A 12,556-nucleotide genomic window follows, 5' to 3' on the forward strand; every position below is an offset into this window, starting at 1 on the left:
AATAAAAAAGCAGTCCTGAGACTGCTTTTTTTGCTATCGAATCTTTAGAAATTAACTTTCTAAAGTCATCAGACTCGCATTGCCACCTGCAGCAGCCGTATTGATACTGAGCGCACGTTCAATGATTAAAGGCTCGATACATAATTGGGTTTGGTCATTGTTAAAATGACTAATGGCAATAATTGCCCCTTCACGTTTTGCAATTTGATCTTGTAGCTGAGTCAACTCAGCATGAGTACCATGATGGAAGATAGCATCAAACTGACCTGTTTCAACATTTGGAATACTGTGAATATTCTGACGCAAGATTTCAGGCATTTTAGGCAGATGTTGAAGTACAAAGGTATTATCAGCCAATACACTCAGTTGAGCACCTACAGCAAAAATGGTATTCATCTGTGCCAAATACTGTGTTTCATTCTGTGCAATGCTTAATACGCGTTCGCGCGGTAAAACAGTATATTGATTTGATTCACCTGTGGGGCCGGGTAATTCATAGATTCCTACTGGCGAATAAACTTCCGCTAAATCCACATGAGAAAAATGTTGTTTCGCCCAAGTTCTAAATGCTGAGTAGGCTGTATCTTGGTGTTCTGACGTATATTTTGCAGTTTGGTTCACTTCAGTCATTTGATTTAAGGTACCAAAAGGTTGCTTAAAGCTAAGTGTATTTGGCTGCATCAATTTATAAAGATACAGCGGACCACCTGCTTTAGGACCCGTACCAGACAAGCCCTCACCACCAAACGGTTGAACACCGACCACCGCACCCACAATATTACGGTTGATATAGAGATTTCCTACATGTGCTTTTTGGATGACGGTTTGAATGGTTTCATCAATACGAGTGTGTAAGCCCATGGTTAATCCATAACCTTTAGCATTAATTTGCTCAAGTAATTGATTGAGTTCGCCGTATTTATAGGTGATTACATGTAATACGGGACCAAAAACTTCTCGTTTCAAATCATTCAAGTTGGGTAATTCGATCAAAGTCGGCGCAATGAAAGTACCTTGACTCAAACGCTCTGGATTTTTAGCATTTTCAGTTTTTTTAGCATGATTAAAACTGAACTGATGAATGGAATAGCCTTTTGAACGCATCATTTCAATATGATTTTGAATATTTTGCTGTGCTTCGGCATCAATCACAGGTCCCACATCGGTATTTAATAATTGTGGATTACCCAATTTTAATTGAGCCATTGCGCCTTTCAGCATTTGAATTAAAACATCAGCGTTATCTTTTTGTACACAGAGTACGCGAAGGGCAGAGCAGCGTTGGCCCGCACTATCAAATGCTGAATTGACGGCATCGAGCACGACTTGTTCAGTGAGGGCAGAAGAGTCAACAATCATGGCATTTTGACCACCTGTTTCTGCAATCAGTGGTATCGGTTGACCTAAATGACTTAAGCGTTTCGCTACGGTTTTTTGTAAAATTTTGGCAACTTCAGTCGATCCTGTGAACATGATACCGTGAATGCGGTCGTCACTTGAAAGTTGAGCACCCACAGTTTCACCGCGACCAGGTAAGAGTTGTAAGACAGCTTCTGGAATACCTGCTTCACGTAAAATTCCTACAGCTAGACTTGCAATTAAAGGTGTTTGCTCGGCAGGCTTTGCAATCACACAGTTACCAACTGCCAGTGCAGCCGCTATTTGCCCTGAGAAAATAGCCAATGGGAAATTCCATGGGCTAATACACAAGATTGTTCCCAAAGCTTGTAATTGCGTTGGATTGCCAAATGACATGGCTTGGGATGCATAATATCTTAGAAAATCGACGGCTTCGCGAACTTCTGCAATCCCATTGGCATAAGTCTTACCGCTTTCTCGGCTCAGTAAAACCATCAGTTCTTGGACTCGTGATTCCATCAAGTCCGCAGCTTTAAATAACATCGCGGCACGATCTTCAGTCGTCACCAATTTCCAAGTTTGATTTGCATGTAGTGCATGATCTAAAGCTTGATTAACTTGTTCATGTGTTGCTTCAATCACCGTACCAACATGATCAGCATGATTGGATGGATTGATAATTGCTTGAGCTGGTGCAGAATCTTTTCGAGGTATAAAATTGATTTCAGCACTCGAACTTGATGTTTCGTTTGAAGAATCTACATGAGCAGATGTATTTTCAGATTGTGTATCTGGTTTTGATTCAGCAAGCATTGGTTCACAATGCCATTGTTGCGTAGCACTCTCTACAACAGCATGATTAAGCATGGATAATGTTGCATCATCTGCTAAATCTAAGCCTTTTGAGTTTTGGCGTACAGGCAAAATCACATCGACAGGTAAAGGAATAGCAGGATGCATTTCACCAATTTTAGAGGTGCTTTTCGCTGTTTGCATGATTTCATGAATAGGATCTTCAATCAAATCATCAATTTTTAAAGTCTTATCAGCGATACGATTGACGAAAGAGGTATTCGCTCCATTTTCAAGCAGACGACGGACCAAATATGCTAACAGGGTTTCATGGTTACCCACTGGCGCATAGATACGGCAAGGGACATTTAATTTATTTTCAGATTTCGGTCCAACCACTTGTTCATACAGAGGTTCACCCATGCCATGTAAACACTGGAATTCATACTGACCAACATAATATTGCTCAGGATTTGCCAAGTGATAAATAGTTGCGAGGGTTTGGGCATTATGCGTTGCGAACTGAGGGTAAATATAGTCTGGTTCAGCTAAAAGCTTTTTCGCACAAGCAATATAAGACAAATCTGTATGCACTTTACGTGTAAACACAGGGTAGTCAGACATACCATCGACTTGTGCCTTTTTAATTTCACTGTCCCAATACGCACCTTTCACTAAACGAATCATTAAACGTTTACGGCTACGTTTCGCTAAATCAACAATGTAATCAACCACGTAGAAACAACGTTTTTGATAAGCTTGAATCACAAAGCCAATGCCTTTCCAGTCTGCTAAAGCAGGTTCAAAACATAGACGTTCTAGTAATTCGAGTGAGATTTCAAGACGGTCTGCTTCTTCAGCATCAATATTTAAACCAATATTGTAATCTTTCGCTAAAATCGCTAAATCAAGAATTTTGGGATAAAGTTCATCATGTACGCGTGCAATTTGAGAACGTTGATAGCGTGGATGAAGCGCAGAAAGTTTGATTGAAATTCCAGGACCTGTATACACATCTTTATCTTGTGATGCTTTACCAATCGCGTGAATGGCTTGGGTGTAATCTTCTAGGTAACGATCTGCATCTTGTTCAGTGAGAGCAGCTTCACCGAGCATGTCATAAGAATAACGGAAGCCTTTTTCTTCTAATTTTTCAGCATGTTCTAAAGCTTCTTCAATGGTTTCACCGGTGACAAATTGTTCGCCCATCATACGCATAGCGACATCAACAGCTTTGCGAATGATGCCACGACCACTACGTGCAAGAAGGGAGGTAAGCATGCTTGAAAGACTTTGCTGTTTCGGCGTTTCCATTAACTTGCCTGTCAGCATTAAACCCCATGCCGCAGCATTCACAAACATCAAATTACTTTGACCTAAATGATCTTTCCAGTTGCCTTGATTAATTTTATCTTTGATTAATAAATCACGGGTTGCACTGTCAGGAATACGAAGAAGTGCTTCGGCTAAACACATCAAGGCAATACCTTCCTGAGACGATAGGGCAAACTCTTGCAATAAACCTTGTACGATGCCTGCCTTACCACCTGAGCTCTTACGGTCACGTAAGCTATGTGCCAAATTAAAAGCTAAATCATAAATTTTTTGATTTAATTCTTGATCAATTTCCGTTTGATCAATGAGATTTTGCACGCATTCAGATTCATCACGGCGCCAAGCGGTATTGACTGCGATTTCATAATCATTTTTATCTTTAAATTCGGTAATATAATCAAAGCTTGGGTTTGATCTCGTGGCTTGAGTAGATTCTATGGTATTCATATCCACATCCTGTGAAGCATTAAAAATTGTTGAATAATTCGCCTTATATAATTTATCATTACAGAAAATATGACGAATAACTCACTATATTTATAGTTATCTTTAGAGAATAATGCGTATGTCAAACACTGGACTGACACTAGATCGAATCGATATAAAAATTTTAGATATTCTCCAAAAGGATGGAAAAATCTCAAATATCAAACTTGCAGAAGCAGTTAATTTATCTGCAACGGCAGCACTTGCTCGGGTACAAAAACTCACTGCGGAAGGTTATATTTTAGGCTTTGAAGCAAAGCTCAATCCCAATTTACTACAAGCAAACTTTGTGGTTTTTGTTGAAATATTACTCGACAAAACGACGCCGAATGTACTTGAAGAATTTTCGGAAGCTGTTTTTGAATATCCTGAAATCATGGCATGTCACATGATCAGTGGCGGTTTTGATTTCTTGGTGAAGATCTGTTGTGCCAATATGGAAGAATTTCGCCGTATTTCAGGACAAGTCCTTTGGCAGCTGCCTGGGGTGAAAGAAACGCGTAGTTATCCAGTTATGGAAGTCATCAAAGACAGCTCTCAAATTAAATTGAGTTATAAGCCAAAATAGTTTTAATGCTCAGAATTAATATTAAATCAATTGAATATAAAAAAGAGGCTTTAAAAGCCTCTTTTTTTATTTAACATCTATAGTTTGAAATGTACAGATTAGAAATCTAAAGGTGGAATTGATTAACCCATTTCACGTTTATAGATTTCTTCAGATTCATCAAAACGATCTGTAACTTCTTTTTCGGGTGCTTTACCCATCAAGCTCACAACGATGATACTGATCAATGACAATACGAAGCCTGGAACGATTTCATATAATCCAAGGTATCCCATGGTATTTTTCCAAACGATCACGGTCACAGCTCCTACGATCATACCAATCAATGCGCCATTCAAGGTCATACGTTTCCAGAACAATGACAACAGAATCAGAGGGCCGAATGCAGCACCAAAACCTGCCCAAGCATAGGCAACTAGACCGAGTACTTTACTTTCAGGATTCATCGCAAGAACGATCGCAAGAACAGAAATTGCAAGTACCATCAAGCGTCCAACCCAAACCAATTCATTTTGAGTAGCATTTTTACGAAGGAATGATTTGTATAAATCTTCCGTTAAAGTACTTGAACAAACTAGGAGCTGACAGCTCAGAGTACTCATCACTGCAGCAAGAATTGCAGCCAAAATGACACCTGCAACCCATGGATTGAATAGAATTTTAGTCAATTCCATAAATACAGTTTCAGGATTGGCATTAACTGTTGCTGCCAGTTCAGGATGAAGTTGGAAGTATGCAATACCGATATAACCTACGGCTACAGCACCACCTAGACATAAAATCATCCAAATCATACCAATACGGCGAGCATTAGGAATAGATTTAACAGAATCGGCTGCCATGAAGCGCACTAAAATATGTGGCTGACCAAAATAGCCTAAGCCCCATGCCATGGATGAGATAATCGCAATCGCACTAATACCTGTAAACATATTAGATGCATGTGGTCGAGCAGTTTCAATCAGCATTGACAGTTGAGTTGTATCACCCAAAGCCAAATAGGTCATAAATGGAGCAAGCAATAATGCAAAAATCATTAAACCTGCTTGGAATGTATCCGTCCAACTGATGGCAAGGAATCCACCAATACACACATAACTAATGGTGGCAATCGCACTGACCCATAATGCAGTGGTATAAGACAGACCAAAAATACTTTCAAATAAACGTGCACCTGCAACCATGCCTGAAGCACAGTAAATGGCGAAAAATACAAGAATAATCAGTGCAGAGGAAATGCGCAGTAATTTCTTTTTATCGCCAAAGCGGTTGGTAAAATAATCGGGTAGGGTTAATGCATTGTTTTGGACTTCAGTGTGCACACGTAGACGACCTGCAACCAGATACCAGTTTAGCCATGCGCCGATAATCAGACCGATTGCGATCCAAGATTCAGAAAGCCCTGTTAAAAAAATAGCACCAGGTAAACCCATGAGCAACCAACCGCTCATATCTGATGCACCTGCCGAAAGTGCAGTCACAAAACTACCAAGACTACGACCGCCCAAAATATAATCTGAGAAATCGGTGGTTTTTCTATAAGCGTAAAGTCCAATACAGACCATCACGATAATATAAAATATAAATGTGACGACGGTGGGGTGGGTAAAATTCATAACTTATCCTTTTGTCATATTGAGTCAATTCTTCCAAGCATTGATTTTTAATTATGTGTGGCGAATTAATCAGCTGATTCAACCATAAAATCATTTTTTTTTACTGTGATTTTTATAATGCGATTATGAGCATCTTATGTATCTGATTGTACAAATGGATACAAATGAAAAAAAGCATTTTTATTATCCCTTTTGTTTTAAATAAATATTGGTTTATTAATCCATTAAATAAATCATTTATACACATATTAAAAATTATTTTTTAAATAAAATTATGCCATTTACAAGAATTAACAATGGGTACAATCTACCTATACTTAATAATAATGTTTAGCCAAAAGTGTATCAATTGTGCCTATTCGAAATGGACAGTAGGCATATGATGTTTGGGTACAAATTACAATTCTAATGAGTGAGTCACAACATGGAAACGGTTCAGCCTCTAGCAGTTCGTATTGAAAAAGATTTATTGGGAAACCGTGAAGTTCCAATGGATCAGTATTATGGTATTCACACTTTAAGAGCATTAGATAACTTTAAGATTTCTAAGCATACAGTAGGTGAACAGAGTCATTTTATTCGTGCTTTGGCACAAGTCAAAAAAGCATCTGCACAAGCCAATCAAAACTTTGGTTTATTGGCTGAAGATAAGAGTATTGCAATTCAAAAAGCCTGTGATGTTTTAATTGATCATCCTGAACAATGGGCGGCGTCATTTCCAAGTGATGTTTATCAAGGTGGCGCGGGTACTTCCATTAATATGAACAGCAATGAAGTTATTGCCAATATTGCTCTAGAAATACTGGGTTATGAGAAAGGTAAATACGATATTATTCATCCAAATGACCATGTGAATAAATCTCAATCAACCAATGATGTATATCCGACTGCTTTAAGACTCGCAACGTATTATGCTTTAGATCAATTATTTGTAGAGATGAATAATTTGATTAATAGTCTGATTTTAAAATCGAGCGAGTTTAATTTCGTATTAAAAATGGGGCGAACGCAATTACAAGATGCAGTTCCGATGACACTCGGTCAAGAATTCCATGCATTTGCGACATTATTAAAAGAAGATATTCGACTCATCAAAAAAACACGTAATTTATTATTAGAAATAAATTTGGGTGCAACTGCGATTGGTACGGGGGTAAATACACCGCATGGTTATGCAAATGTTGCCAATCAATATTTATCTAAAATTACAGATTTAAATTTAATTGGTGCAGAAGATTATGTAGAGGCAACCAGTGACTGTGGTGTCTTTATTATTTTATCTAGTGCTTTAAAACGTTTGGCAGTTAAACTTTCAAAAATTTGTAATGACTTACGTCTATTAAGTTCAGGACCGAGAACAGGTCTGGCTGAGATTCGCTTACCTGAATTACAAGCAGGTTCTTCAATCATGCCTGCAAAAGTGAACCCTGTTATTCCCGAAGTGGTGAATCAAATTGCATTTAAAGTCATTGGAAATGATTTAACCATTACCTTTGCCGCAGAGGCAGGACAATTACAGTTAAATGTAATGGAACCTGTGATTGCGGTGTCGATGAATGAGTCGATTGAGCTGTTGATCAGTGCGATTCGAACACTTGATGAAAAATGTGTTCAAGGCATTGTCGCGAATGAACAAACTTGTTTCGATGCTGTTATGCGTAGTGTTGGGATTATTACTTTACTCGACCCAATTTTAGGTCATGCAAAGTGTGATGAAATTGGAAAACAATGTATTGCTGAAAATAAAACGATTCAAGAAGTTGTGTTGGAGCAAGGTTTATTAACACAAGCTCAGCTTGATCAAATTTTCTCTTTTGAAAATATGATCTCTGAAATTGCGGTTGAGGCTTATGAAGAAACTGAAGTTGATCGTGTCAGTTAATTGCATTGACGCTTTATAGATCAACTTTAAGATTTTACTAATTTCAGACTTTTCAGAAAGATGATGCATAAGCATCATCTTTTTTTTATAACAATTCATTACTTTAGAACGAATAATCAACATTTATACTTGCCCAGCAAAATAACTATTTTTTAAATTTTTCTTATAAATGAAGTAGACTTGAAATGAATAATAAATTTTTAATTGCACTTTTATGTGCGATTACTTTAGCGGGTTGTTCAAAAAGAACTGAAGAAGCATCGGCAGATGTTGAGGCAAATGCTGAACAGGTTGTCGCTGCAGATGCGGCGGATGCTAAAGCTGCTGTCGATGCAATGACCAATGAGCCAAATACAACGCCTGTTACTGAACAAAAGCCTGATGTGATATTGAATACGCAGATTAATCCTGCTGAATCAGCACGTCGTATGGTTCGAGAAGCGAATATTAACTTTAGTGCGCAGGATGTTGTAAAAACTACCCTTGCGATTGAAAAAATCACCTTAGAAGCGGGTGGTTTCATTGAACAAAAGAATATCGACTTTAATGTTGTCGATTCAAATCGTCAAAGCATCGCAGAAGCTAAGGTCAAAGTCTTTGAAAAGGTTGATCCACTTGCCTCTATGGTGATTCGTGTTCCGAGTGAACGTGCAGCCAATGTGGTAAATCAACTTTTACCTTTGATGTATTTTTTAAATCAACAACAATACTCAGCTAAACGTTATGAACTCAGACTGCTTGAAGATAAAATTTCTCAAACGCAAACTGTTCCAAGCGATACACGTAATGCTCAGATGAATGAAATTGCACGACTGACTCGTATGGAAGTACAAGATCGAGTTCGTTATAGCACCATTACGCTTGCGATCAGTCAGCCTACCTTGGTTCGTGAGCGTATAGATATTGATGTTGATGCAGTTGCACGACTGAATGCTGATAGTTTCTGGAAACGCGCGTGGAATGGAATTCAATATGGCTGGCGTTTTGTTCTAGACTTATTGGTGATCATGATTACGATTTGGCCACTCTATCTGTTGGCGATGGTCATTTTCCTTCTGTATCGTCTATGCAAACCGTGGATCAATAAAATTAAATAAAATGGTAGAGGGTTAGCCTTCATCAATATGAACCAGTGATTGACAGCTTTAAATCAAAGTTGATCACTGGTTTTTGTTTTATGCGAAATGGGTTGTAATTATTTCTGAACTTGAATTGTGTAGATGCAAATATTTTAGCCGAAAAAATTGGGCTCTAACGGATTAAAACTTTTAAATAAGTTTTAGAATTTGATGCATTCCTTCAGTTGCAGTCATCTTCAAACATTGGTACTGATGTGGTACACGAGAGTGATCTGCCTGAGGGTCAATATAGAATGCTTGGCATTGTTTAGAAATCTCATGGATTAATCCTGCAACAGGATATACCGTCAATGTAGAACCAATCACGATAAAAATATCGGCATTTTGAATAATCTGTATGGCTTCATCGTAAGCTGAGACGGCTTCGCCAAACCAGACCACGTGCGGTCTTAAGGGATAACCCAATGGACATAAATCACGATCTAATTTAAGTTCATCTCCTGTAATGGGATAAAACTCCTGACTATATTGAGCATTGGGCCCAGAGCTTTTAGCAAGACGAATATTGCCATGCAAATGCAATACGTTTGAACTTCCTGCACGCTCATGTAAATCATCAATATTTTGGGTAATCACTTGTACATCATACTGATCATTCGATTCTAATCCTGCGATGGTTTGATGCGCTGCATTGGGTTCAGCTTCGGAAATATTTTTACGCCGTTCATTATAGAATCGTTGCACAAGTTTAGGATCTTTCGCCCAAGCGTCAGGTGTAGCGACTTGCTGAATATCATAATTTTCCCATAGACCATTGCTATCACGAAAAGTACTAATGCCACTTTCAGCACTCATGCCTGCACCAGAGAAAATGACTATATTTCTTATTGGCTTTTTCATTAGTTTATTCATTTAATAGCTCTGTTTACTCAATAGTTCCAAAAGAATAAGGAAGTGCTTCATTTTTTAATTCGAGTTGAATCCAATCTACAAATTTTTCAATGAGCATTGAGTTTTCTTGACTAGAATGCACGAGATAATAGGATCTTACTCCTGTGAGCGTTTTATTGGTGGCGATCACCAGTTCTGAAGACTCCAATTCTTTCTTGATGAGCATTTGAGGGATCAGTGCCATTCCCATGCTATGTGTTGCCGCTACGGCTAGCATGGAAAAAAGCTCATGGCGTTGTCCTTCAAAAGGTTTGGGGTGTTCAATTTGATGTTTTTCACACCATTCTTGCCAAATATTCAATCGTGTCGTTTGTTGTAGCAGAGGCAGTTGAATGATCTGTTCTGAGTCGAGATCATAACAATGAGGATTTATCTTTTTAGCATCAGGAAAATGTTTTTCGATCAGTTGTGGTGAACAGACGGGTACGACATCTTCAGTCATTAAAAAATGGGTTTGTGTACCTGGCCAATGATCAATTTGTTGTTGTGTACCTGCGTAAATAGCAGCATCAAATATATTTTCATTAAATAAAAAAGGTTTGGTACTGGTTTCTAAATGAATGGTGATTTCAGGATGAATCTGATTAAACCGTTGTAATTTAGGCAGTAGCCAGCGGGTGGCAAATGTCGGCACAACACCTAATTTTAAAGTTCCACCTAAACCTTTATGTGTAATGACATCTAAAGTACATTGCTCCAAGCCAATTAAATAAGGCTTAATACTTTGATAATACTGCTGACCCGCTTGAGTCAATTCAACGCCATGTCGTGTGCGGTTAAATAAGCTTAAACCCAGTAAGTCTTCTAGCTGTTGGATTTGTCGGGATACAGCACTTTGAGTAATAAAAAGCTCTTGAGATGCGTGAGTATAACTCTGATGTTTTGCCGCAGATTCAAAACATAACAGTCCCTGTAGAGATGGAATAGTTCGCCGCATGGAAGAGTCCTTGATCCATTTAGGTATAAGTTAAATACATAGTTAGTGCTTTAATCTATGCAAAATATTCAAATTTTAAAAGCATTGATTTGAAATTAGACATTTAAAACACGCTTATTTATTCAATTTAATTTTAGATATTCCAAAATAGCATATCTGCATGCATATATATCGTTTGAATTATAGCGAACACAGACATAGCATCAAGATGAAAATAATGATCTAAATAAGCAGAGGATGCTATGAATCAAATGGTCACGACAAAAAAAGCAAAAGTTCAATTTAATTGGCAAGATCCATTTCTGATCGAACAACAGTTAACCGAAGATGAACGGATGATTCGCGATACTGCATTTGCCTATTGCCAAGATAAGCTTGCACCACGTGTACTTGAACAATTTCGTCATGAAAAAACGGATGTGACTATTTTTCGTGAGATGGGTGAGCTTGGCCTCTTAGGTCCAACGATTTCAGAACAATATGGCGGTGCAGGGCTAAACTATGTGAGCTACGGCTTAGTTGCGCGTGAAATTGAGCGCGTCGATTCAGGTTATCGTTCAATGGCAAGTGTGCAAAGTTCTTTGGTGATGGTTCCCATTAATGAATTCGGCTCTGAAGAGCAAAAGCAAAAGTATTTACCAAAACTTGCAACAGGCGAATATATCGGATGTTTCGGCTTAACGGAGCCTGATCATGGTTCTGATCCCGGCAGTATGATTACTCGAGCGAAAAAAGTAGAGGGTGGATACCGTTTAACAGGTGCCAAAATGTGGATCACCAATAGTCCGATTGCAGATGTATTTGTCGTTTGGGCTAAAGAAGTATCTGCTGAAGGCAACGTTGGCGACATACGCGGTTTCATTTTAGAAAAAGGTTGGGAAGGTCTTTCTGCACCAGCCATTCATGGCAAAGTGGGTTTACGTGCATCGATCACAGGTGAAATTGTGATGGATAATGTTTTCGTACCTGAGGAAAATGCTTTTCCAGAAGTGCGTGGATTAAGAGGTCCATTCACTTGCCTAAACAGTGCTCGCTATGGGATTGCTTGGGGCGCGATGGGTGCAGCAGAATTCTGTTGGCATGCTGCACATCAATATACGATGGATCGTAAACAATTTGGTCGTCCACTTGCTGCGAATCAATTGATTCAAAAGAAACTTGCAGATATGCAAACTGAAATCGCTTTAGGTCTACAGGTGGCTTTGCGCTTTGGTCGGATGAAAGATGAAGGCATTGCCTCTGTTGAAGGCACATCTCTAATTAAGCGTAATAACTGTGGTAAAGCTTTAGATATTGCACGCGTTGCACGTGACATGATGGGCGGTAACGGCATTAGTGATGAATTTGGTGTTGCTCGACATCTAGTGAACCTTGAAGTCGTGAATACTTATGAAGGTACACATGATGTTCATGCACTCATTTTAGGTCGTGCCCAAACAGGTATCGCAGCATTCGCGAATTAGAAATACCTCTTTAAAAGACCCTTTGAGGGAATACGGATAATTCCCTCAATGTTAAATTCTAGTCAATTCAATAATAGATCGAAAAAGG

Annotated in this window: 8 protein-coding genes; 4 read left to right on the top strand and 4 right to left on the bottom strand. The window is 38.6% G+C overall.

Annotated features, from left to right (window positions below):
• Window positions 1-51: 51 nt before the first annotated feature.
• Window positions 52-3,939 carry a trifunctional transcriptional regulator/proline dehydrogenase/L-glutamate gamma-semialdehyde dehydrogenase gene (gene putA, locus AC5YDM_RS01785; RefSeq protein ID WP_496150417.1) on the bottom strand — a complete coding sequence of 1,296 codons (3,888 nt, stop codon included), beginning with the start codon at window positions 3,937-3,939 and terminating at the stop codon, window positions 52-54.
• 112 nt (window positions 3,940-4,051) lie between these two features.
• Between putA and AC5YDM_RS01790 the strand changes: the two genes are divergently transcribed.
• Window positions 4,052-4,540: an Lrp/AsnC ligand binding domain-containing protein gene (locus tag AC5YDM_RS01790; protein ID WP_496150551.1), complete on the top strand. Its 489-nt coding sequence runs from the start codon at window positions 4,052-4,054 to the stop codon at window positions 4,538-4,540.
• A 122-nt stretch (window positions 4,541-4,662) separates the two neighbouring features.
• Here the strand turns inward: AC5YDM_RS01790 and putP are convergent, their stop codons facing one another.
• Window positions 4,663-6,156: a sodium/proline symporter PutP gene (gene putP, locus AC5YDM_RS01795; RefSeq protein ID WP_496150418.1), complete on the bottom strand. Its 1,494-nt coding sequence runs from the start codon at window positions 6,154-6,156 to the stop codon at window positions 4,663-4,665.
• Between the two features lie 424 nt (window positions 6,157-6,580).
• On the opposite strand from putP, the gene AC5YDM_RS01800 reads away from it, so the two are divergent.
• The gene (locus AC5YDM_RS01800; RefSeq protein ID WP_496150420.1) at window positions 6,581-8,038 is read left to right on the top strand and encodes an aspartate ammonia-lyase; all 1,458 of its coding nucleotides are present in this window, start codon (window positions 6,581-6,583) and stop codon (window positions 8,036-8,038) included.
• 185 nt (window positions 8,039-8,223) lie between these two features.
• Window positions 8,224-9,135: a DUF4349 domain-containing protein gene (locus tag AC5YDM_RS01805; RefSeq protein WP_496150421.1), complete on the top strand. Its 912-nt coding sequence runs from the start codon at window positions 8,224-8,226 to the stop codon at window positions 9,133-9,135.
• 171 nt (window positions 9,136-9,306) lie between these two features.
• On the opposite strand, the gene AC5YDM_RS01810 is transcribed toward AC5YDM_RS01805, so the two are convergent.
• Window positions 9,307-10,017 (bottom strand): SIR2 family NAD-dependent protein deacylase, encoded by a 711-nt coding sequence (locus AC5YDM_RS01810; protein ID WP_496150422.1) that lies wholly within the window; start codon window positions 10,015-10,017, stop codon window positions 9,307-9,309.
• Window positions 10,018-10,042: 25 nt separating this feature from the next.
• On the bottom strand, window positions 10,043-11,005 hold the full coding sequence (locus tag AC5YDM_RS01815) for a LysR substrate-binding domain-containing protein (RefSeq protein ID WP_496150424.1): 963 nt from the start codon (window positions 11,003-11,005) through the stop codon (window positions 10,043-10,045).
• A gap of 242 nt (window positions 11,006-11,247) precedes the next feature.
• Between AC5YDM_RS01815 and AC5YDM_RS01820 the strand changes: the two genes are divergently transcribed.
• Window positions 11,248-12,468 (top strand): acyl-CoA dehydrogenase, encoded by a 1,221-nt coding sequence (locus AC5YDM_RS01820; RefSeq protein WP_496150425.1) that lies wholly within the window; start codon window positions 11,248-11,250, stop codon window positions 12,466-12,468.
• Window positions 12,469-12,556 lie beyond the last annotated feature (88 nt).

It is taken from the genome of Acinetobacter sp. CY81 (assembly GCF_059515925.1).

What these genes read in the sequence shown, in the direction of transcription:
- AC5YDM_RS01805 (WP_496150421.1), top strand. Translation starts at nt 8,224, where the DNA reads ATGAATAATAAATTTTTAATTGCACTTTTATGTGCGATTACTTTAGCG.
- AC5YDM_RS01820 (WP_496150425.1), top strand. Translation starts at nt 11,248, where the DNA reads ATGAATCAAATGGTCACGACAAAAAAAGCAAAAGTTCAATTTAATTGG.
- AC5YDM_RS01815 (WP_496150424.1), bottom strand. Translation starts at nt 11,005, where the DNA reads ATGCGGCGAACTATTCCATCTCTACAGGGACTGTTATGTTTTGAATCT.
- AC5YDM_RS01810 (WP_496150422.1), bottom strand. Translation starts at nt 10,017, where the DNA reads ATGAAAAAGCCAATAAGAAATATAGTCATTTTCTCTGGTGCAGGCATG.
- AC5YDM_RS01800 (WP_496150420.1), top strand. Translation starts at nt 6,581, where the DNA reads ATGGAAACGGTTCAGCCTCTAGCAGTTCGTATTGAAAAAGATTTATTG.
- putP (WP_496150418.1), bottom strand. Translation starts at nt 6,156, where the DNA reads ATGAATTTTACCCACCCCACCGTCGTCACATTTATATTTTATATTATC.
- AC5YDM_RS01790 (WP_496150551.1), top strand. Translation starts at nt 4,052, where the DNA reads ATGTCAAACACTGGACTGACACTAGATCGAATCGATATAAAAATTTTA.